Origin of the sequence: Azoarcus taiwanensis (assembly GCF_012910885.1) — a bacterium.
Classification (GTDB): domain Bacteria; phylum Pseudomonadota; class Gammaproteobacteria; order Burkholderiales; family Rhodocyclaceae; genus Azoarcus_F; species Azoarcus_F taiwanensis.
The window spans coordinates 1-21,643 of sequence record NZ_WTVM01000037.1 but is presented as its reverse complement, the minus strand read 5'-3'; the positions used below and the strand labels follow the sequence as shown (position 1 = coordinate 21,643).

Here is a 21,643-nt window from a genome sequence, read left to right as displayed (position 1 = left end):
CGGCAGAACTGGCAAGAAACTTGCTAAATATGGTTCAAACGTAACGAGGAACCATCATGGCCGGATTGCTCAACATCGGCTTGACCGGACTGAATGCCGCGCAGCTTCAGCTCAACACAACGTCGCACAACATCGTAAACGCCGGCACCCCCGGCTACAGCCGTCAGGGCGTGGTTCAGACCACCAACGACCCGCTGTTCTCCGGTGTGGGCTTCTTCGGTCAGGGTACGCGTATTGCGACGGTCACTCGCCAGTACAGTCAGTTTCTCGAGAACCAGGTGCTGTCGGCTGACAACCGCCGGTCCGAGTTCGCTGCCTACGGCGCCCAGATTTCCCAGATCAACAATCTGCTCGCTGACCCCTCGGTCGGGTTATCACCGTCCCTGCAGGATTTCTTTGCCGGTGTGCAGGAAGTGTCGGCAAACCCGACCAGTGTGCCGGCCCGCCAGGCGCTGATCTCGTCGGCACAGGCGCTGGTCGCCCGTTTTAGTGCGCTGGATGGGCGCATACGTGAGGTCCGCAGCGGCGTTGAAGATCAGATCGCTGAGAGCGTCGACACGATCAATTCCCTGGGTCGCCAGATTGCCGAGCTGAATCAGCGCATCGTGGTCGCGGAGGCGGCCGGTCCAGGCGTGCCTGCCAACGACTTGCGCGACCAGCGAAACGTTCTGGTCGCGGAGTTGAACACGAAGATCAAGACATCGACGGTGGTCGAGCGCGACGGGCAACTGAGTGTGTTCATCGGCTCCGGTCAACCGCTGGTGCTCGGTCAGAATGTATCGACGCTGGGCACTACCCCGGATCCGCTGGACCCCACACGGCAGTCGCTGACACTGGTGCTTCCGGGGGGCGGTGAGACGCTATTGCCCGAGCGCTTGCTCAACGGCGGTGAATTGGGGGGCTTGCTCGCGTTTCGACGCGAGTCGCTCGATCCAGCGCAGAACCGTCTCGGCCTGATTGCGCTGGGTCTTGCGACTGAGTTCAATCGGGTGCACGCCTTGGGTGTGGATCTCGAGGGTGTGCTTGGGCAGGACTTCTTCCGCTTGCCGCCGGTAGCCGTGTCTCCGGCCACCGCAGCGCAGGTTTCGATCGACAGCGCCCAGGTCGGGGCGCTGACCGACAGTGATTACACTCTTGCCTTCGATGGCGTCGATTACACGATTACCAACCGCAACACGGGTGTCAGTTCAGCCCCGTTTGCCGGCAGCATCACTTTTGAAGGGTTGGTGGTTGATGTGTCCGCTCCCGGATTCGGACTGGCAGCGGGAGAGAGTGCACTGATCCAGCCCACGCGCAATGCAGCGCGTGATATCGGCGTGGTGATCAGCGATCCGCGCAAGGTCGCTGCAGCCAACCCGGTGTCGGTAGAGATGCCGGTGTCCAATGCTGGCACCGGCAAGGTCGGCAACATTGTGGTGAACTCGGTCGACGGCATGCTTCCCAGGGCCACTGATCCGCATTTCCCATCCTTTACCCTGACCTGGGACGGTAACGTACTGGGGGGGCTGCCGGCGGGCTACACACTGGCCCCGGATGATGCTTACGATCCCAGCAGCGACGCCAGTGGCAAGGTGTTCACCCTGACGTCGATAGCTGATGGATACAGCTTCGAGTTCACGCTCTCCGGCACCCCGCAGGCCCATGACCGCTTCACCTTCAGTGCAACCGTAGCGGGCACTGCGGACAACCGCAACGCGGCACGCTTGGGCGCGCTGCAGACCACCAAGGTCATGTTCGCATCGCCGGGTGGGAGTCCGACCGCAACCTTCCAGTCACTCTATTCGCAGCTGGTCACAGGCGTGGGCAACAAGACACGCGAGGTTCAGGCAGGCGAGCAGACCCAGCAGACGCTGCTCACCCAGGCCACCGAACAGCGTGACGCACTTTCCGGTGTGAATCTGGACGAGGAAGCAGCCAACTTGATCCGGTACCAGCAGGCTTATCAGGCCTCGGGGCGGGTCATGGCAATCGCGCAGCGCTTGTTCGATGAACTGCTGTCGATTGCCCGATAGGAGAGCCCGTCATGCGTATCTCGAGCAGCATGATCTACCAGCGGGGTCTGAACGCGCTTCAGCAGCAGACCTTCGATCTCGTCCGCACTCAGCAGCAAGTTGCAACAGGTCGGCGGATTCTCACGCCGGCTGACGACCCCATCGCTTCAGCCCGCGCGCTTGAACTGAACCAGACAAAAGCGGTGAACAGCCAGTTCGCCAACAATCTCGCCTATGCGAACGACAACCTCAGGCTACTGGAGAACAAGCTCGTTGGCGTTGGTGACATTCTGCAATATGCCCGCGAACGCTCGGTACAGGCCGGAAACGGCGCGGCGACTGCAGAGGATTTGCGCTACATCGCGACTGATCTCAAGTCGCAGTTCGAGGCGTTGGTCGCGCTCGCCAATAGCCAGGACGGACAAGGCGATTATCTCTTTGCCGGTTATCGGGCCGACACACAACCGTTCGCGGGTGGATTGGCGGGCGTGAACTATGCTGGTGACCAGGGAGAGCGTACGATACAAGTCAGTGCGTCGCGGTACATGCCGACAAGCTTCGCTGGTGACAGGGTATTCGACCGCAGTCGCATGATCGATGTCACTGCCACCCGCCCCCCCACTGCCGACAATCCCACGACCAACGAGGCGCTCTACAGTTTCCGCGGTGCAACCAATAGCGGAACAGGAGGGGGGCTGACGGTCAGCTTTGGCTCGATTGCGATAAACGACCCGGATGACCCCGACAGCCCGAGAAACCCAGACAACCAGGGGCGTCGCTACATCTTTACCTATGCTGAAACAACCCCTGGCAATCCCGCCACGGGCAGCTTCAGCGTTGAGGAGGTGGTGCCCGGCGTGGGGCGGAACCCGGTCGCTACAGGCCTGGCTCCGGGCAGTACCTACGCTTTTAATGGCATCGAGGTGTCCTTGCCGAGCCACGTGCCGGCGGCCAATCCAAACGACCCGGCTAACATCGAGAGCGGCGATGCGTTCGAGGTCATGGTGGCGTCGACCAATATGTTCAAGAACGTCGCCGTGGCAATCAGCGCGCTCGACGACAGCAGTGGCGTCGGTCCTGCAGGCGGAGTGGCGTTCGCGTTGGAGAACCTGGACGCCGCGCTTGAGAACATCCTGGGGCTGCGCGCGCAGGTTGGGTCGCAAATGGTGGAGGCCGAGCAGTTGCAGAATCTCGGGTCAGATCTCGACCTTCAGTACGCAACGGCGATCTCCCGTCTGGAGGATGTCGATTATGCGGAAGCGATCTCTCGATTGACACGACAGCAGGCCTTTTTGCAGGCCGCGCAGCAGTCCTATGTTCGGATTACTGGCCTGTCATTATTCAACTTCATCAACTGAGGCGCCAAGATGAAGCATCGGATCTCAGTGCTACTCGTATCGACGGTTCTGCTGGTTGGTTGCGAGACGGTTAGTGATTACAGTGGCCCGGCAGCTGGTGCGTACGGCACCCTCCCGACGGGTGTGGATCTAACACTCTTTGAGCCGCAGTACTTCGCGCATGAAGCGGCTCGCGACCGGGGGGGAGGGTGAGGCACGCCGGATTTTCCGCCGAAATGCTGAGCAGCTTGTATCCGAGGGCGGCTTCGTAGCCTACGAAGTACTTCGTTATGAGGAAGGGATCGAATCGACCCGACCCTTCGCACACCGTTTCGCGAGTGGGGAAATCCGCCTCGCGCGTTCGGAAACCTGGCCCGAGATCGATCTCTGAGTTTGGCCTGAAAGCACGCCTGAAACGGATCTCGGGGTCTGCTACATGGGCGCTTGGACCATTACCCGCATCAATTCGTCAATGGCCTGAAATCCGAGCTCGAAGATTCGTTGTGCCATCGGCGCGAAGTAGCTCAGGCTGACGAGCAGCACGATCATGCCTACGGTCAACGTGACAGGGAAACCGACCGCAAACAGGTTGAGTTGTGGTGCAGAACGGGTGAGCACCCCGAGTGCGATGTTGGTGATCAACAGGGTTGCCACCATGGGCAGCGCCAGAAGAATGCCGGAGAAAAACATCATTGACGCGTAGCGCACAATGAGCATCCAGGCGTTAGCCGCCGCGATCTCCCCCACCGGCAGCCATTCGAAGCTCTTCACCAGCACGCTGATCATCATCAGATGGCCGTTTAGCGCGAGAAAGATCAGCAGCGCGAGCAGGTTGAGAAACTCCGCCACCACCGAGGATTGGCCGCCGGTCTGCGGGTTGAAGAAGATCGCGAACGAAAGACCCATCTGCAGGCCGATCATTTCGCCGGCGACGTCAATCGCGGCGAAGAACAACCGCATCATGAACCCGATCGCAATGCCGATCAGCATCTGCTGCGCGAGCACCGAGAGCGCGAGCCATGAGTCGGCGGGCATCGGCGGCATGGGAGGCAAGGCCGGCAGTACCGCCATTGCGATCGCCAGACCTACGGTCAGACGTATTCTTGCTGAAATGGCGCGGTTGCTGAACAGGGGGGCGGCGGCAACCAGTCCGAGCAGCCGTGCGAGTGGCAGCATCAGGCCGGTTACCCATGCGTCGAGTTGGCTTGTTGTGACCTCAAGCATGCCTGCGGTCCGTGTGAGCGCTTCAGCCGATCATCGACGGTATCGAGATGATCAGCCGCGAGGCGAAATCGGTGATCAGCGTCAGCATCCATGGGCCGGCTACCACCATCGCGAGGAATATCGCGACCAACTTTGGTACGAAGGAGAGCGTCATCTCGTTGATCTGGGTCGCCGCCTGGAAAACGCTGACGATGAGACCGGTCAGCAACGCTGCGAGGAACAGCGGTGTCGCCATCATTAGCGTCACCTCGACGGCCTGACGGCCAATATCGATGACCATCGTCGGTGTCATGGCGTGTTCTCCTTGTGCGTTGGGCTCATCCGAAGCTCTGCACCAGCGAGCCGATGAGTAGCGTCCAGCCGTCGATCAGCACGAAGAGCATGATCTTGAATGGCAGGGATACGATGACCGGCGACATCATCATCATGCCCATCGACATCAGCACCGAGGCGACGAGCATGTCGATGATCAGAAAGGGAATGAAGACAATGAAACCGATCTGGAAGGCGGTTTTCAGCTCTGAGGTGACGAATGCGGGCACCACCACACGCATTGGTAGCTCCTCGGCGCTATCGACTGGTGGGACGCCGGCCAGGCGGGCAAAAAGGTCGAGATCGGATGCTCGCACCTGGGTGAGCATGAATGCCTTGACCGGCTCCGATGCGCGAACCATCGCCTCGTCGAAGGCCAGTTCGCCGACCGCCATGGGCTGGTAGGCATCCACGTAGACCCGCTCGGCAACCGGTGCCATGATAAAAAACGTCAGAAACAGGGCGAGACCGAGCAAGACCTGGTTGGGTGGCGAGGTCTGGGTGCCCATGGCTGTGCGCAGCAGCGCGAACACGATAATGATGCGGGTGAAGCAGGTCATCATCAGAATGACCGCGGGCAGGAAGGAAAGCGCAGTCAGCAGCAGCAGCGTCTGCACGCTCAGGCTGTAGCTTGTGCCACCGCCCGACATCTCGGTGGAGGTGAATGCCGGCAGACCTTGAGCGGAGGCGAGCGCCGGGAGCGCGACGACGCCGGCCATCAGGAGGTGTCGGACGATACCCCACATGTCAGGTGCCGTCCTTGCGCTGTTCCAGCGACCGCCTCAACCAGCCGGCGAACTCCGGCTCGCGACGGTTTGTGCCAGCAGGCGGCGGAGCCAGCGCCAGATCACCGGCATCGGTTGTATGGAGGGTATTGATGCTGTTCGCCGTAACCCCGAGCACAAGTACCTTGTCGCCGACCTCGACAAGCACCAGCCGCTCACGCGAACCAATGGCAACCCCGCCCAGCACCTTCAGTCCGGCTGACGGGCCGCGCGGTGCGGAAAGACGCTTGATCAGCCACAGCGTGGCCAGCAGCAAGGCGATCACAACGCCCAGGCCGAGCAGCATTTGTGCGAAGCCTGAGGCCAGGCCCGGCAACTCCTGCTGGGCGAATGAGCCCGTGCTGAAGCCGGATAGTGTCGCGAAAGCGAGGAGGCGAGGGAGGGGCATCGGGCAGGGAAACCATGTTTTCACGCTGGAAATCATAGTGTCCCCCGCTCCGGCTACATGGCTGGATTAGGCGGGAAAAGGCGCGACAATTCGAAGCTTTGACGCTCCGGCAACCGATCTCGTCGGTCAGTTCCGGATCTTTCGCATGCGTTCTGCGGGCGTAATGATGTCGGTCAGGCGGATGCCGAACTTGTCGTTGACTACGACCACTTCGCCCTGCGCGATGAGCGTGCCGTTTACAAGCACGTCCATCGGCTCGCCAGCCAAACCGTCCAGTTCGACGACGGAGCCGTGTGCCAGCTGCAGCAGGTTGCGGATGGAAAGCTTGGTCCGACCGAGTTCGACGGTCATCTGGACCGGAATGTCCAGAATCATGTCGAAATCGCTCAGGTTGCCGGACCTCGTGTCCGAGTCACCGAAATCCGGAAAAATCTGGCTTGCCGGCTTTGCCTGATACGGCGAACCATCCGCTGCTGCGGCCAGCTCGGCTGCAACTTTCTCCGCCTCGGTGTCGGCGCCACTGTCCTCGGTCGCTGCCTGCTCCATCATGGCTGCGGCCCAATCGTCTTCGGTGATCTGATTCTCGTCGTTGTCAGCCATTCTCTTCTCCATGGTGCAGCGCATCTTCCTCGCTGCTCGCGACGAAGCGTTCCACCTTCACGGCATAACTCCCATTGCGAATTCCATACTTCAGCTCCATCACCGGTACGCCGTCCACCTGGGCCTCGATCAGCTTTGGAATGTTAAGGGGGATGACGTCGCCAACGTGAAGATCGAGCACGTCGCGCAGAGTCACATTGGCCGAACCCGGGTTGCAGACTAGCTCGATCTCCGCGGTCTGTAGCTGCCGGGTGAGCAGCTTGAGCCAGCGATTGTCTTGGGTCAGGTGATCGCTCTGCATCGTCGAATAGAGCAGGTCGCGGATCGGTTCGACCATCGAATAAGGGAAGCAGACATGCATCTCGGCCTGCGCGTCACCCAGTTCGAGTGAGAATGCCGTGGACACCACGATCTCGGAGGGCGTCGCGATGTTGGCGAACTGGGAGTTCATTTCCGAACGGACGTATTCGAAGTCCAGCTTGAACACCGGCGCCCAGGCACGCGACATTTCGGTGAACACGACGTTCAGCAGGCCCTGGATGATGCGTTGTTCCGTGGGGCTGAAGTCCCGGCCTTCCACACGAGTGTGAAAGCGCCCGTCGCCGCCGAACATGTTGTCGACCACCAGAAATACTAGGTTTGGGTCGAACACGACCAGGCCAGTGCCGCGCAGTGGTCTGGCTTGAATCAGGTTGAGGTTCGTCGGCACGACCAGGTTACGTACGAACTCCCCGTACTTCTGCACCTTGATCGGTCCGACGGACACTTCGGCGCTGCGGTGCATGTAGTTGAACAGGCCGATGCGCAGATAGCGCGCAAAGCGTTCGTTGATCAACTCCATCGTGGGCATGCGCCCACGTACGATCCGCTCCTGGGTGGCGAGGTTGTAACTGCGGACGCCGCCTTCTTCCTCGCCTGCGTTATCGACGTCGTCGGATTCTCCAGTCACGCCCCGCAGGAGGGCATCCACCTCGTCCTGAGAGAGAAAATCGGTAGACGACATCGCCCCTGGCTCCTCTATTGAACGATGAAGGAGTTGAAGAGTACGGCCTGGATCGGGCCGTCCGCGCCGGGTGGAACGCCAAGCACTGCATTGACTTCGTCCGCGATCTCTTTTGCGAGCGCTTCACGTCCTGCAGCGGTCGCAACTTCAGAAGGCAGCTTGCTCGATAGCAGCAGGTTGATGCGATGGCGTATTTCCGGCATGAATCCCTTCAGGTTGTCACCGGTCCGGGCATCTGCAACTCGCAAGGCCATGACGACCTGGAGAAAGCGGGTGCCCTCGTCGGGAGCGAGATTGACGGTGAAAGCGTCAAGCGCGACAAATGTAGGTGGGCGCGACAGATCAACTCGCACGGGAGCAGGGGCGCTCGCGGCTGGAACAACGGTTTCCGCAGCACCGCCGCGCTTGAGAAGCAGCATGCCGACCACACCGGCAGCCACCAAAGCGAGCAGCAGGACGACGATTAGAATGATGACGAGGAGCTTCTTGCCCTTCTTGGGCTTCTCTTCCCCGTCAACCTTGCCCTTGCCCTTCTCGGCGTCCTTCGCCATTGATCACTCCTGTCTTCGATGAGGCATTATCAGTGAGCTGCCGCGCAATCCAAGCTCGAAAAAGACGCGCAGAGCGGGCCTAATTCCGTCAGCCCCTGACGGGTCCGGTCGGCCCCCAAGAAGAAAAGCCGGGTCCGTATCCACCTCATGCAAAGATATCGACCAGATTGTTTCCCACTTGAGTCCACCGGGCGTTGGCCGCCACTTCGGCTGCCTCGGGGAGGATACCGTATTCGTTCGATTGCGCGCGCTTATCGCCACCCCTGGCGCCTTCGCCGCCATTGTGCGCCTGCTGGTCGCCAGAGGTGCTGACACTGGCGTCGCCAAGCATGATGCCGGCTTGCTGCAAGGCCTCCCGGAGACGCGGTAGCGCATGCTCGAGTGTCTCGCGTGCAACAGGGGAGGCGGCCACGAAGTGTGCGGTTGTCTGCTCCCCGTTCATTTGAATCGAGACCCCAAGTTTCCCGAGATGCGGCGGGGTGAGGATGAGTTCGGCGCGACCTTCTCCACGTCCTGCCATCCAGATGACTCGATTCGCGACGTCGTCTGCCCACTGACGTTGGCCGGCCGGCGTGGGGACCAGCATCTTGTGCAGCGTCGCCAACTCGGCGCGGGGTGCGGTGATCGGCGCGGACGATGGCATGTTGGTGAGGTTTTCTGTGGCACCGGCGTTGGTTGCGGCGTTCCGGGATGGAAGCGTCGCGGACGCCAATGCAGTGACGGCTTCGGTTGAGCGTAACGCTGCGACCGGTTTGGCGGCCTCGTTGGCGACCGACGCACTGACCGAGCTGGTGGCGGCGAGTTGCGCTGCAGCCGAAGCGTTCTTTGCGCTGCCTGGACGGTTGCCGCCGTTCTTGCCTTCTCCATCGGCGGATAGTGCCGAGGCCGTCCCGCCTTGCGCAGGCCGCGTCGACGACAAAGTGCCTTCCTCGGTTTCCGCGGTTTCCGTATTGCCGCGCAGCGCGGCAAGGACAGCCGCCAGCACGGCAAGCTTTGCCGGATCCTGGGTTTCAGCGTCTTCGTTTTCTCCCTTTGCGTGAGTCTGCGGTAGCAGCTCACCTTTCTCGGTCTCTGTGTCTTCGCTCTCTCCCTCTTCGCGGGCCTGCGGATTGCCGGTTGGGTCGGTACGTTCCGCATCGGACGAGGGGCTGGCCTTGTCCGACTCGGGTCCGGCATCACGGCTTCCGACCTCTTTCCCTCGGTCGCTGCGCGAGGCTGATTGCGCTTCGGCGGGGCGGGATTCCTTTTCCCGGGAGCGTGGTGTCTGTCGTTCGCTCGGGCGTTCCGCATCTCGGTTCGGTGTCCGCGCGGATTCGGTGGGTTGCGGCTGCATGGTGTTCTCGAGCAGCTGTCCGAAGTTGCCCCTTCGGTTTGCCTCCGCAGTGCTGCTCTGCATGCTAGTGAGCAAATGCACCGGGCTGGCGGTGCGGTCGAGTGCGCTTGTTTTTGGGGTCATGGCCACTGTCCTGGTGGAATGTTCGAGCATTCCATGCAAGCAGTGTGCCAGGCGTCAGGAGTCTTCCTCTTCCTGGGTGCTCGCCTGCCAGGCTTTGCGCGTGGCACGTTCGTCGCTGAGGTTCTGCTCGCTGCGGGCTTCGCGACGGTTCTCAGCGTTGACGTGGCGCTCGTGCAAGGCGTCGAACGCCTTGCTTCGGTTGCGCTGGTGCATCCAGGTCTGCCTGCCGGCGGTGGTGTTGCGGCGCGATTGCTCGACCTGTGCCTGCTGAATGGAAATGGCCTGGTCGATGCGGGTCATGAACGCGCTGTAGTTGCGAAAGGCTTCCATGCCGATGCCCTCGTCAAGAGCGTCCCTGAACCGCGCCTCGTACTCCGCCCGGTAGTTCTGCAGTATCTCGAGCTTCTTCGCCCCTTCCTGCTCGTGGGCGACCAGCCGACCGAGCTCTCGTGTTGCGTCTTCCAGTTTGCTTTGCGAGAGTTCTTGCAGGGGTTTGAGGTGAAAGGGCTTGGTCATTGCGTTGAGTCGATCGTATTGAGGCAGTGGCGATCATCGCCATAGCACTCCATTCTACGGCAACCGTGCGCAGGCTCCGTGTGATCGGTCACGACGCTGAGCGATGCGCTGGACTATCGTTCGTTGCGTCTCGAGCATGCCCCGCAGGCTTGCCGGCACTGCCGGTCAGGCGTGAAAAAGCGTCGCGAGCTGGCCAATGGCGCCGTCCCAGGATACCTGCTCGTCGATGCGTTGCTGGAGAAAACCCTCCAGTGCCGGATACATCTGGACCGCGCGATCGAGCATGGGGTCGGAGCCAGGCTGGTAAGCACCAACGGCAATAAGGTCTCGCGACCGTTGATATCGTGCGAACAACTGCTTGAACTGACGGACAACCTCGAAGTGTTCCGGCGCGACCAGATTGTGCATGGCGCGGGAAATCGATTGCTCGATGTCAATCGCGGGGTAGTGCCCCTGGTCGGCAAGCGTGCGCGACAGCACGAAGTGACCGTCCAGAATCGCGCGTGCCGAATCCGCAATCGGATCCTGCTGGTCGTCTCCCTCGGCAAGCACGGTATAGAACGCAGTGATCGAACCACCGCCGTCCCGCCCGTTACCCGCACGCTCGACCAGCGCTGGCAGGCGGGCGAAAACGCTTGGCGGATAGCCGCGGGTGACTGGTGGCTCGCCGATCGCGAGCGCGATTTCGCGCTGCGCCATGGCATAGCGGGTCAGCGAATCCATGATCAGCAACACCTGTTTGCCCTGATCGCGGAAGTACTCTGCGATGGTGGTTGCGTAGGCTGCACCCTGCAGTCGCATCAAGGGGCTCGTGTCGGCCGGTGCGGCGACCACGACGGAGCGTGCGCGTCCTTCCTCGCCGAGGTTTTCCTCGATGAACTCCTTGACCTCACGCCCCCGTTCGCCGATCAGTCCAACAACGATGACGTCGGCCTGGGTGTAGCGAGCCATCATGCCGATGAGCACCGATTTGCCCACACCGGAGCCTGCGAACAGGCCCAGACGCTGGCCTCGCCCCACGGTCAACAAGGCATTGATCGCCCGGATACCGACATCGAGCACATCCCGGATCGGAGCACGCACCAGTGGATTGAAAGGGCGGCTCTGCAGTGAGCGGGTCAGATCGGTGTCCAGTGGGCCAAGCCCGTCCAGCGGGCGGCCCGCCCCGTCAACCACCCGGCCGAGCAGGTTGTCACCAACCGGCAGGTGTTTGGCGCGATCTGAGGTCCGGCGTCTGGGCGCGATGTCGTCGCCGACTCTCGGGGGTGACGGGGTCGGTGTTATCGGGAATACCGGTGCGCCTGGTGCCAGGCCGAAAACGTCGTCGGTGGGCATCATGTAAAGCCGTTCGCCGTTGAAACCGACGACCTCGGCTTCGACCTCGCCACCGTTAATTGTCAGAATCCGGCAACCGGCACCCAGCGGCAACTTGATCCCGGCGGCCTCCATGACCAGACCGTTGATCCGTGTCAGTCGTCCGGAGGTTTGATGGGGCGTGACGTTTTCGACCAGATCGACATGGGCGCGGACGAAATTGCCCCAGAGTTCAGCACGCGAGCTCATTCGTCGGTTTCCCAGGTGGTGGCGTCTCGGCCCATACCTTCGACGACTCGCCGCCAACGGGTTTCCATCGTGGCATCGACTTCGCAACCAGCCGACTCGAGACGGCAGCCGCCGCGCTCGATGGATTCGTCCTCGAGCAGATGGTGATGTCCCTGCTCAAGCTGATCGCCCAGATACTCACGAATCCCCGCTGCGTCCTGCGGGTTGATGTGGATGCGGACCTTGTTCTGCGGTAACTGCAGCAACGCCTCGCGTACTACGTGAAGCACGGCGCTTGAATCCGTGGCGACTGCATGGCCGACGATTTGTCGTGCCACTGCGATGGCGAGTGTGACGATCTCCTGAGCGACCTGCTGGTCGAGCTCCTGAAATGCGGTTTCAATCGTGTCCACGAGCTTCGCAAGGCGCTCGGCCTCGGTCCGGCCGAGCGCCTTGCCCTCGTCGTAGCCGGCGGCGCGTCCTTCGGCGAATCCGGCCTCACGGCCCTCCTGGCGAGCTTGCTCGTAGATCTGCTCGATCTCGTCGGCAGTCGGCAAACGGAAGTCTGGGGCGGCTGTGTCGTCCTGTGCTTCAGTGGCGACGGGGGCTTCCTCGGCCAGGGTTTCGCCGTCGGCCTGTTCGTCCGGTGGTGCCGTTGCGGGATCGAAAGAGGGCGGCTGCCAGGGCTGGTAGGCGCCCACCGCCTGATGGCGGGTGATCGTCATGCCCGGGCTCCGGGAGAAGAGGCGCGCAGTTCGGGCCAAGCCTTACACGAAGGCATCGTCGCCTCCCTTGCCGCCGAGCATGATCTGGCCTTCCTCGGCGAGTCGGCGAACCGTCTTGAGGATTTCCTTCTGCTCCGCCTCGACCTCGGACAGGCGTACCGGTCCCTTGGCCTCGAGATCCTCGCGCATCATTTCCGCCGCACGTTGCGACATGTTCTTGAAGATCTTCTCGCGAAGTTCCGGCGCCGCGCCCTTGAGTGCCGTGATGAGCGAATCCGACTGGATCTCGCGAAGCAGGGTCTGGATGCCGCGGTCGTCGATGTCGAGCAGGTTCTCGAATACGAACATCTCGTCGAGAATCTTCTGGGCAAGCTCAGGGTCGTATTCGCGGACGTTGTCTAGCACCGCGGTTTCGGCAGTGGCACCCACGTAGTTGAGGATCTCGGCAGCATGGCGCACACCTCCCATGGCGGCTTTCTGCACCGAGGTGGCCCCTGCGAGCATGCGGGTGAGGGACTCGTTCAGCTCGCGCAACGCAATGGGTTGCACGCCGTCCAGCGTTGCAATACGCAGCATGACATCGTTACGCAGGCGATCGGTGAATTGCTTCAGGATCTCGCCGGCATGATCGAACTCCAGATGCACGAGAATCGTTGCGATTATCTGCGGATGCTCGTTCTTGATCATGTCGGCGGCAGTGGCGGCATCCATCCACTTGAGGCTCTCGATGCCCGCGGTGTCCGAGCCCTGCATGATGCGCGAGATGATGTGGGCGGCCCGGTCGTCACCGAGCGCCTTGGTGAGCATGTCGCGGATGTGCTCCTCGTTGGCCTCGATCGGCGCGCCTTTCTCGCAATGCGCTTCCAGTTCGGTGATGACGCCATCGACCTTGTCCCGCGGCTGGGCGGGCAAAGAGGCCATGGTCATGCCCAGTTTCTGCACTTCACGCGGGCCGAGGTGCTTGAGTACCGCTGCGGCCTCGTCCGGGCCGAGAGTCAGCAGGAGCAGGGCGCTCTTCTCGAGTCCTTCCTGTGGGGTCGTCATTTCTTACCCTCTTCGCCAGCCATCCATTCCTTGATCAGGTTGGCCACCACTCTTGGATCGTCACGTGCCAACTGACGGGCACGTTCAAGCCGGTCCTGGAAGCTTGGGGCAGCCTTGCCTGCAGCACCCAGTTGGACAATCGCGTCTTCGTCGCCTTCCAGTGCAGCCGCCTCAAGCGCTTTGCGCTCGGCTTCCTCACGCTCGCGCTCACGCTCGGCTTCGCGCTCGAAGCTCTTGATCAACGGCCGGACTACGCCGAAGTATGCCGCACCGATCACCAGAAGAACCACAAAGTAGCGGAAGAGTTCCTTGGCGAGCTGGATTACGTCCGGATCCTTCCACAGGGGCGGCGCTGCCAGCACGTCTTCCTCGACTGCGGTGAAAGCTGCGGTGGAGACGTTGAGGCTGTCGCCACGCGCCACTTCGAAACCCATTGCCTCGCGCACGATGTCCCGGATACGGTTCGTTTCTTCCTCAGAGGGCGCGACGGTTCGCGTCTGGCCGTTCGGCAGTGTTTCGGTGCGGTGGTTCACCACCACAGCGACCGACAGCCGACGGACTTGCCCCGGAGATTGACGGATGTGCTGGATGGTGCGGTCCAGTTCATAGTTGATCGTGGCACTGCGGTTGCTGTTCAGCGGCAAGCCGTTCTCGCCAGGCGTACCCGGTACCGCCGGGTCGGTGATTGGCGCGGTGGCCGGTACCGGAGGCTGGTTGGTCAGCGCACCGGGCACGCCTTGGGCACCCGGATCGCGGGTAAGTTGTTCAGTTGTTTGCTGGCTGCGGATGGCCTGATCCGGTGCCGGGTTGGGCCTGAAGGTTTCAGCGGTCTCCTCGACCCGATTGAAATCGACGTCCGCAGTCACCTGAGCGCGGAAGTTGCCCGAGCCGACGAGCGGCGCGAGCAGCGTCTCGATGCGTCGCACATAGGCGGCCTCGACCTGACGCACGTATTCGAGCTGGGTTGCGTCCAGTCCGGCGGTCATCATCGGATCGCTGCGGTGCGTGAGCAGGTTGCCGTTCTGGTCGACGACGCTGACCGCCTCGTTTGACATCTGCGGCACGCTCGAGGCGATCAGGTGAACAATGCCGGCAACCTGCATCGGATCCATGCTGCGCCCGGGGTACAGATTGACCATGACCGACGCCGACGGACGCTGCGCGTCGCGCAGAAAACCGCTCTGCTTGGGAATGGCGAGATGGACCCGGGCCGCCGACACTGAAGCGATGGACTGCACGGTGCGCGACAGTTCACCTTCGAGCGCCCGCTGATAGTTCACTTGTTCAAGAAACTGGGACACCCCAAGGCGCTGGTTCTCCATGACCTCGAACCCGACCAGCCCGCCTTTAGGGATACCCTGTGCCGCCAGACGAAGTCGCACGTCATGGACCTGGCCCGAGGGGATCATGATTGCGGTGCCGCCGGGGGAGAACCGATAGGGAATGTTCTGTTGTTGCAGAGCGGTGACGATGGCGCCCCCATCGCGCTCGTCGAGGTTGGCGAAGAGCACTGCGTAGTCTGGCGTGCGTGCCCACAACCAGGCGCCGATGATGAGCGACAGCGCAAACGCGATCGCCGCTGCGGCGGACATTTTCTGCCGTTGCGTCAGGGCGTTCAGTCGCTGCATGACCTGTGCGCCGGGTGCGGCGCCAGGTGCGGTTGCGGTATCGGCGGTGGCCATGTTCGTGTCCTTCTCGGTCCCAATAGCGGATGGCGGCATTGTCACGTGTGCAGCACAAGCCCCAGCGTTCGATAAGCGGCATTTTTTGCCGCCTATTTGCCGGTTACTATTGACTGACTTGCAATTAATCTGCCAACCGTGACTAAACCGCCCGCCAACCCTTCCTTGCCGAAGTCCGACGCCGGAGCCAGCATCCAGGGCATGGATGCTGCGCAGCTTGCCGAAGCGTTCACCCTGTTCGCGCGCGCCTCCGAAGAGTTGTCCAGTGCGTACAACGCGCTACAGGGGCAGGTTTCGCAACTCACCGAACGCTTGAATGTGTTGATGGGCGCATTGCCGGCCGGCGTCGTCGTCTGCAATCGCGAGGGAAGGGTGATGCAGATGAACCGCGCGGCGACGAGCATGCTCGGAACAGTGGATACGCTGACGCCGTGGTCCGGCATCTCTGCGCGCTTCCTGCCTACGGAAACTCCGGGGGAAGTCATCTTGCGGGGAGAGGGCGGCGATCGGCGCCTGTCGCTTTCCGAAGCATCGCTTGAATCCGGCGACGAGTCCATCGTGCTGCTGCACGACATTACCGAAACCCACCGCATGCGCGAGCAGGCCGAGCGGCACGAACGTCTTGCAGCAATGGGTGAGATGGTGGCGGGATTGGCGCACCAACTGCGTACCCCCTTGTCGGCGGCAATGCTTTACACCGCCAACCTGCGTCAGGCCGAGCTTTCGCTGCTCGACCGGGATCGGCTCGCGGATCGGGCGATCGAGCGACTTCGCTATCTCGAGCGTCTTATCCGCGACATGCTGCTTTTCGCGCGAGGGGATAGCCTCGGGCGCCAGCGTTTCGAAGTGTGCGAACTGATCCGCGAGGTTGCGCACACGCTCGAACCGCTTGCACGAAGCCGAAGTATCGACTTTCGTGCCGAATGCGATTGCGGCGACCTGACACTGCACGGCGACCGCAAGGCGCTCGGTGGGGCAGTTACCAATTTGCTGGATAATGCCTTCAACGCTTCCGGCGAGAGAGGTTGTGTATTGGTTTCGGTGACGCGTCATGACGACCGGGTGGAATTCCGTGTCGCGGACTCGGGACCGGGTATCGAGCCTGCCCTGCAGCAGCGACTTTTTGAACCCTTCTACACCACCCGCGCCGAGGGCACCGGGCTCGGCCTCGCCATCGCTCGCGGCGTGGCACGCGGTCACGGCGGCGACATCGCTGTCGCGTCACGGCCCGGAGAGGGTGCGGTATTCACGCTCAGCCTGCCACTGCAGGACGAATCATAGGAGACGAGCGAATGAGCGAGAAGATCGCCATTCTGTTGGTGGAAGACGATGCGTCCCTGCGCGATGCAGTGGGCCTCACGCTGGAGCTGGCCGGACACCAGGTTGTCGGTGTCGATGGCGGCCCCGCTGCGTTGCAGGCGCTCGAGCGGCAAGCCTTCAATCTGGTCGTCAGCGATCTGCGCATGCAGCCCATCGACGGCCTCGAACTGCTGTCCATGATCCGCGCGCGGTTGCCGCAGATGCCGGTGCTGCTGATGACCGCGTACGGTGACGTCGAGAAAGCGGTCGCGGCGATGCGCGGCGGGGCCTGCGACTTCCTCATGAAGCCCTTCGAACCCGATGTGCTGCTCGAGCATGTACGTCGCTATGCCTCGGCGCCAATGCCGTCGGACGATGTCGTCGCTGAGGACGTGCGCAGCCGTAACCTTCTGGCGATGGCCGCCCGGGTGGCCGAGACCGACGCCACGGTGCTGCTCACCGGTGAATCCGGCACCGGTAAGGAAGTCTTTGCGCGATACATCCACCAGCATTCGCCGCGCCGCAAGGGGCCCTTCATTGCGATCAACTGCGCGGCCATCCCCGAGAACCTGCTGGAAGCTACGCTCTTCGGTCACGAGAAGGGCTCATTCACCGGCGCTCAGAGCGCGCAGGCCGGCAAGTTCGAGCAAGCGCAGGGCGGCACGATTCTGCTCGACGAGATTTCCGAGATGCCGCTTGGTCTGCAGGCCAAGTTGCTGCGGGTGTTGCAGGAGCGCGAGGTCGAGCGCGTGGGCGGCAAGAAATCGGTCGAGCTCGACATTCGTGTGCTGGCGACCAGCAACCGTGACATGGCGGCCGAGGTGTCGGCCGGTCGATTCCGCGAGGATCTCTATTACCGACTCAATGTCTTCCCGCTCGAGATCCCATCGTTGCGTGAGCGCCCGGGTGACATTCTGCCGCTCGCCGGCGCTTTCCTCGCACGTCACGCCCGGCGCATTGGTCGCAAGGGGCGTCTCGATGCCGGTGCCGAGCGCCTGCTGCTGACTCACGGCTGGCCGGGCAATGTGCGCGAGCTGGAAAACACCATGCAGCGCGCACTTATTCTCGCGAGCGGCGACACCATCACACCCGAGACGCTTGCGCTGTGCATGCCGAGGGTTGAAGCGACCACCCAGTCAGCCCCCCCGCCGGTAATCGAGCCAGCGCCACCGGGTCTGCGGCCGGCAGAAATTGCCGCTCCGTCGGGCGGGGTGGTCGGCGACAAGCCGGCGAACATGAAGGATCTGGAGCGCGAGCACATTCTGCAAACCCTTCGCGAACTCGGTGGTTCGCGCAAGCGCGCGGTGGAAAAGCTCGGCATTTCCGAGCGCACCCTGCGTTACAAGCTCGCGCAGTACCGCGATGAAGGCTATGAGATATGATGGTTCGGCGAACCAGGGCGTGTGTGTGTGGTCACATATGCCACACACTCTCACCTTTTGGCATGGCGATTGCTCTGCTAAACTGAACTCATACGGACAAGCCTTCGGGTAAGGACCATGGATAATCGCGGAATCGACCAGTTGATCGGGCAGTTGCGCTCCACCGCGCAGACTGCTTCCGGCAAGAGCGCCACCGCCGCGCCGAGCGAGGCTGGTGGGGTCGACTTTGCCCAGGTACTGCAGTCGGCCCTCAAGGACGTCAGCGCCGCGCAGAATGAGGCGCGTGCCATGTCGCGCGAGTTCTCCGCTGGCAATCCCGACGTCAATATCCAGGACGTCATGGTCAACCTCGAGAAAGCCAGTCTCTCCTTCCAGCAGATGGTGCAGGTGCGAAACCGTCTGGTCTCGGCCTACCAGGACATCATGAACATGCCGGTCTGAGGGGGTATCGCGAGGTCTCGCGTTAGTTGCTAACTGACTGAATTTGAAGGGAGATAAGAGAAATCTTGTCTCCCTTCGTCGCTTTTGGTCTCTTGTGGACTCAGTGTGTTGTGGGTAGACTTGTGGGCATAGACCGCGAGAGAGACCCTGTATGCCCGCACTGACCCCGCTTGCTGTGCTGATCCAGATCGCCGAGGAGAACCGGCTCACCTCGGATGACTTCACGCGCGCGCTCAGTGCCGTCCGTGTCCGCACCGCCAAGCCCGCCGACGCTCCGATGAAACTGGCGGACGGCGGGGGTTTGACGCTTTATATCCCGCCGACAGGGGCAAAGGTCTGGCGCTATCGCTACCGGCTGGCGGGAAAGGAGCAGACGCTCACCATTGGTTCCTATCCTGACGTGTCGCTTGAGCATGCCCGCATTGCACATCGGGCGGCGCGCTGGCTCGTCGTCCGAGGTGTTCATCCGCTGAAGCATGCCGAGGGCGAGATCAGTCGCCAGCATGCCGAGGCGCAAGCTATGACGGTGAACACATTCCGAGCAGTGGCGGAAGCATGGCTGAAGGCCACTGACGGCAATCTCGCCCGCAGCACGGCCAAGCACCGCGCCGCCATGCTGAGCAAGCACGTAATGCCGGCGCTTGGCTCGCGGCCAATCGCCGAGATCAAGCGTAAGGAACAGCATTCCTTGCTCACCGACATCGATAAGGGTTCGCCGGTCACGGCGAAGCACTGCCGGGGCTACATCAAGCAGATTTTCGAGTTTGCCGAGGATGCGGAAATCGTTGATGCGAATCCGACCCCGCGCGCGGGTGTTCTGGTGAACGCGGCGAATCGACGCGAGGTTCCGCGCAAGGCTCTGCCGCTCGCACGGTTGGGTGACTTTCTGAAGACGCTTGAGGACGCCCCGGAGACGGACCCGCTGACCAAGGCTGCACTGCGTCTGCTGGTGCTGACGTGGTGTCGCACTTCCGAGGTTGTGGGCGCCCACTGGAGGGAATTTGACCTTGAGGCGGGCGTATGGGTCATTCCGGCCGAGCGTATGAAGGCCAAGGAGGCGCACACCGTCCGACTGAGTCGTCAGGCTGTCGAACTGCTGCAGGAAGTGCGGCAACTCTCGACCGGCTCCGTCGTGTTTCCGAATCGACGGACACCGTCGAAGCCCATGCACCGGATGACGCTCACCAACTGGCGGAAGCGTTGGGGGTTTGCCGAACAGATGGACGTGCACGGGCTGCGCGCGATGGCTTCGACTTGGGCGAACGAGTCGGGCAAGTATCGGCCCGATGTGGTCGAGGTTGCTTTGGCACACCGCGAAGGCGACCGGGTGCGGGCGGCATACAACCGCGCTCAGTTCATTGAAGAGCTACGGCAGATGTGGCAGGACTGGGCGGACGTATGTGACGAGAAGTTGGAGGTTGCTCGTGCGGCCAACGTGGTCGAACTGAGAGCCGCGTAATTATCTTTCCGAGAACCCGAGAGATAAGCAGCTGCTTCCTATAATGAACTGCGCAGAATGAAACTGCCCGGAACATGCTGATGATTCTTGCATTGAACTTGCTCAGTCGTAGGGAGGTGTAGAGCCGTCCTCGGATGCTTCCGGTGATCCAAACCATTTCATATCACAGGAGCATCAATATGCAACAGCAACTTGTCAGGCTTTCCGAGGTTTCCGACGTTACAACACTCAGCAAGGCGAGCATCTATCGATTGCTGAAGGGAGGGCGCTTCCCTACGCCCGTGAGAATCGGCGAACGTCGCGTCGCGTGGAAACTCAGTGACGTTATGACCTGGGTTGAGCAACGCACGGGGGTGGCAGCATGAGCGCCGATCTGAATCGGCTTTGTGCTGCTCTTGAGGCGGCTATCGGGCCGAATGCACCGTATCCCACTGAAGCCGAACGGGCCGCGCATCAGGGGCGTAGCGCGATGGCCCCAAAGAGTGGTGATGACACTCAGGAGACGTCGAGGGGGCGCGATGAGTCCTGAGCACCTGCATTTGGTTCCCTTCGCTGTATTCGCTGAGACACTGGCTGATTCTGAGATCACCCATGCGGTTGATCTTGGCGGCGCGGTCACGCTGCACGTTGGCTCCCGTGGAAGGGCGCCGATTGTGTTGGTCGAGAACCCGCTCGGCGCTCTGAATGCCGTTTGGTATGACGATGGCGCTGGCTGAACTGTCGGTGGATCGGGAGGCGCGGCTGTCGGCAGTTCTCGCAGCGGCGCCTATCGAGCTGATCCTGTCGAAGTATCGGCACGCGGCCCTATTCGATGCGAACGAGGTTGCGGCCCTGCGACTTGGCGGGGAGCTTGACCGGCGCGGCATCGCGCCCGTCTTTCGGATGCTCGACGTCCTGTGTGATGAGTTGGTGCCGGACGCTCGCCAGATTGTTGCGCTTGCCGATCTGCAATGGCTTTGCGCCCGGTATCCAGACCACATCCCCGCGTGGGATCGGTTGCGAGGCGTGTTCGACAAGGGTGAGGCCAAGGCCCTTCGTGCGGCGCGGTTCGCGCTGTGGAATGGGCACAGGCGACCGGGGCAACTCGTCAAGGCGCTCGCCTTGACGGAAATGCAGCTTCAGGAGCTTGCGTGGCTGATTCCCGCTCATGTGGGTCGGCTGCGCCGTTCCATCCTTGAGCGTCGGCATGGTGCTGTGAATCGTATCGCCGAAACGCTTAGCAGTTCTCGCGACCGACGCGGCCCGGAAGAGCAGGCGAAAACCCTCAGACGTCGGGAGGTGCTGTGGCTCTGTGCCGAGCTGGCGGGCTGGCGGCCGAAACGCACGGCAGAGCTGTTCGCCATGATGCCGGAAGGTCAGGAGTTGCCGCGAAACGTTGTGGGGCGACAGCTCGACGCCATCCGGGCGGCGCTAAGCAGCAAGCGTAGACAATAGGTTGAAGTCTCTATCAGTGCTCTCTCGGGAAACCTTGTTTCCCGTCATTCTCGTCACGGGTTGAGAAGCCCGTGAATGCGTCGGTTCAGTCCGTGACGAGAAAGTCATTCCAGCCTGTGACCGGCGCCGCTTTCTGGTCACGGCCTGTAGCCCCGCATCGCGGACTTGCTGTCGGATGTCCGTCCTAGTTCTACCTGTCGCGCCAACATGCTGTTCATGTATCTCTTGGCTTCCACGTAGCGAAGTCTTAGAGAGACGGCGGTCGGCTTTTGGGAATGCTTGTCTTAACGCGCGACATTTTCAACGAAACCTTATAGATCGCCGGTTTCCGATTCGTGCTCGTCGGCGAAAAGTGTCGCCATCTTGACCCCCAGTGCGTCGGCTAGCACTTCGATTGCATCAAGAGATGGATTGGCGCCGCCACGCTCGATCCGGCTCATGTAGGAGCGCGCAAAGCCGCACCTGTCGGCGA

Annotated in this window: 23 protein-coding genes; 9 read left to right on the top strand and 14 right to left on the bottom strand. The window is 61.9% G+C overall.

What is annotated here, in order from left to right; all coding sequences use genetic code 11:
• The first annotated feature begins 56 nt into the window (after window positions 1-56).
• The 3 genes from flgK to GPA21_RS08040 all read left to right on the top strand — a co-directional run bounded on the left by flgK (window position 57) and on the right by GPA21_RS08040 (window position 3,719).
• The gene (flgK, locus tag GPA21_RS08050; RefSeq protein WP_168987690.1) at window positions 57-2,012 is read left to right on the top strand and encodes a flagellar hook-associated protein FlgK; all 1,956 of its coding nucleotides are present in this window, start codon (window positions 57-59) and stop codon (window positions 2,010-2,012) included.
• An 11-nt stretch (window positions 2,013-2,023) separates the two neighbouring features.
• Window positions 2,024-3,349: a flagellar hook-associated protein FlgL gene (gene flgL / locus GPA21_RS08045; protein WP_168987689.1), complete on the top strand. Its 1,326-nt coding sequence runs from the start codon at window positions 2,024-2,026 to the stop codon at window positions 3,347-3,349.
• A 139-nt stretch (window positions 3,350-3,488) separates the two neighbouring features.
• Window positions 3,489-3,719: a hypothetical protein gene (locus tag GPA21_RS08040; protein ID WP_168987688.1), complete on the top strand. Its 231-nt coding sequence runs from the start codon at window positions 3,489-3,491 to the stop codon at window positions 3,717-3,719.
• A 41-nt stretch (window positions 3,720-3,760) separates the two neighbouring features.
• Here GPA21_RS08040 and fliR read toward each other — a convergent pair whose 3' ends face one another.
• From fliR to fliF, 13 genes are all read right to left on the bottom strand, one after another.
• Window positions 3,761-4,552 carry a flagellar biosynthetic protein FliR gene (gene fliR, locus GPA21_RS08035; protein ID WP_168987687.1) on the bottom strand — a complete coding sequence of 264 codons (792 nt, stop codon included), beginning with the start codon at window positions 4,550-4,552 and terminating at the stop codon, window positions 3,761-3,763.
• Window positions 4,553-4,574: 22 nt separating this feature from the next.
• Entirely contained in the window at window positions 4,575-4,844 is a 270-nt protein-coding gene (fliQ, locus tag GPA21_RS08030) for a flagellar biosynthesis protein FliQ (protein ID WP_168987686.1), read from the bottom strand.
• Window positions 4,845-4,869: 25 nt separating this feature from the next.
• Window positions 4,870-5,610: a flagellar type III secretion system pore protein FliP gene (gene fliP, locus GPA21_RS08025; RefSeq protein WP_168987685.1), complete on the bottom strand. Its 741-nt coding sequence runs from the start codon at window positions 5,608-5,610 to the stop codon at window positions 4,870-4,872.
• Between the two features lies 1 nt (window position 5,611).
• Window positions 5,612-6,037 (bottom strand): flagellar biosynthetic protein FliO, encoded by a 426-nt coding sequence (gene fliO, locus GPA21_RS08020; RefSeq protein WP_246261831.1) that lies wholly within the window; start codon window positions 6,035-6,037, stop codon window positions 5,612-5,614.
• Between the two features lie 126 nt (window positions 6,038-6,163).
• Entirely contained in the window at window positions 6,164-6,637 is a 474-nt protein-coding gene (gene fliN, locus GPA21_RS08015) for a flagellar motor switch protein FliN (protein WP_168987684.1), read from the bottom strand.
• Window positions 6,630-7,640: a flagellar motor switch protein FliM gene (gene fliM, locus GPA21_RS08010; RefSeq protein ID WP_168987683.1), complete on the bottom strand. Its 1,011-nt coding sequence runs from the start codon at window positions 7,638-7,640 to the stop codon at window positions 6,630-6,632. Before fliM ends, fliN begins: the two co-directional genes overlap by 8 nt.
• Before the next feature lie 14 nt (window positions 7,641-7,654).
• Entirely contained in the window at window positions 7,655-8,191 is a 537-nt protein-coding gene (locus GPA21_RS08005) for a flagellar basal body-associated FliL family protein (protein ID WP_168987682.1), read from the bottom strand.
• A gap of 145 nt (window positions 8,192-8,336) precedes the next feature.
• Window positions 8,337-9,647, bottom strand: a complete 1,311-nt coding sequence (locus GPA21_RS08000) for a flagellar hook-length control protein FliK (protein ID WP_168987681.1) — start codon at window positions 9,645-9,647, stop codon at window positions 8,337-8,339.
• 54 nt (window positions 9,648-9,701) lie between these two features.
• Window positions 9,702-10,163 (bottom strand): flagellar export protein FliJ, encoded by a 462-nt coding sequence (gene fliJ, locus GPA21_RS07995; protein WP_168987680.1) that lies wholly within the window; start codon window positions 10,161-10,163, stop codon window positions 9,702-9,704.
• Between the two features lie 165 nt (window positions 10,164-10,328).
• Window positions 10,329-11,726 (bottom strand): flagellar protein export ATPase FliI, encoded by a 1,398-nt coding sequence (fliI, locus tag GPA21_RS07990; RefSeq protein ID WP_168987679.1) that lies wholly within the window; start codon window positions 11,724-11,726, stop codon window positions 10,329-10,331.
• Window positions 11,723-12,430 carry a flagellar assembly protein FliH gene (locus GPA21_RS07985; protein WP_168987678.1) on the bottom strand — a complete coding sequence of 236 codons (708 nt, stop codon included), beginning with the start codon at window positions 12,428-12,430 and terminating at the stop codon, window positions 11,723-11,725. Before GPA21_RS07985 ends, fliI begins: the two co-directional genes overlap by 4 nt.
• 42 nt (window positions 12,431-12,472) lie before the next feature.
• The gene (gene fliG, locus GPA21_RS07980; RefSeq protein WP_168987677.1) at window positions 12,473-13,474 is read right to left on the bottom strand and encodes a flagellar motor switch protein FliG; all 1,002 of its coding nucleotides are present in this window, start codon (window positions 13,472-13,474) and stop codon (window positions 12,473-12,475) included.
• On the bottom strand, window positions 13,471-15,156 hold the full coding sequence (gene fliF, locus GPA21_RS07975; protein ID WP_168987676.1) for a flagellar basal-body MS-ring/collar protein FliF: 1,686 nt from the start codon (window positions 15,154-15,156) through the stop codon (window positions 13,471-13,473). Before fliF ends, fliG begins: the two co-directional genes overlap by 4 nt.
• A 129-nt stretch (window positions 15,157-15,285) precedes the next feature.
• Between fliF and GPA21_RS07970 the strand changes: the two genes are divergently transcribed.
• The 6 genes from GPA21_RS07970 (at window position 15,286) to GPA21_RS07945 (ending at window position 21,171) form a co-directional block, all read left to right on the top strand.
• On the top strand, window positions 15,286-16,437 hold the full coding sequence (locus tag GPA21_RS07970) for a sensor histidine kinase (RefSeq protein ID WP_422614194.1): 1,152 nt from the start codon (window positions 15,286-15,288) through the stop codon (window positions 16,435-16,437).
• Between the two features lie 11 nt (window positions 16,438-16,448).
• Window positions 16,449-17,837, top strand: a complete 1,389-nt coding sequence (locus tag GPA21_RS07965) for a sigma-54-dependent transcriptional regulator (RefSeq protein WP_168987675.1) — start codon at window positions 16,449-16,451, stop codon at window positions 17,835-17,837.
• Between the two features lie 117 nt (window positions 17,838-17,954).
• Complete coding sequence (gene fliE, locus GPA21_RS07960; RefSeq protein WP_168987674.1) at window positions 17,955-18,278, top strand: flagellar hook-basal body complex protein FliE; 324 nt, start codon at window positions 17,955-17,957, stop codon at window positions 18,276-18,278.
• A gap of 151 nt (window positions 18,279-18,429) precedes the next feature.
• On the top strand, window positions 18,430-19,737 hold the full coding sequence (locus GPA21_RS07955) for a tyrosine-type recombinase/integrase (protein ID WP_168987673.1): 1,308 nt from the start codon (window positions 18,430-18,432) through the stop codon (window positions 19,735-19,737).
• A gap of 134 nt (window positions 19,738-19,871) precedes the next feature.
• Entirely contained in the window at window positions 19,872-20,102 is a 231-nt protein-coding gene (locus GPA21_RS21340) for a helix-turn-helix transcriptional regulator (protein ID WP_422614193.1), read from the top strand.
• A 319-nt stretch (window positions 20,103-20,421) separates the two neighbouring features.
• On the top strand, window positions 20,422-21,171 hold the full coding sequence (locus tag GPA21_RS07945) for a hypothetical protein (protein WP_168987671.1): 750 nt from the start codon (window positions 20,422-20,424) through the stop codon (window positions 21,169-21,171).
• Between the two features lie 311 nt (window positions 21,172-21,482).
• Here GPA21_RS07945 and GPA21_RS07940 read toward each other — a convergent pair.
• Window positions 21,483-21,643 (bottom strand): helix-turn-helix domain-containing protein (locus GPA21_RS07940; protein WP_168987670.1); only part of this gene is annotated, 161 nt, incomplete at its 5' end.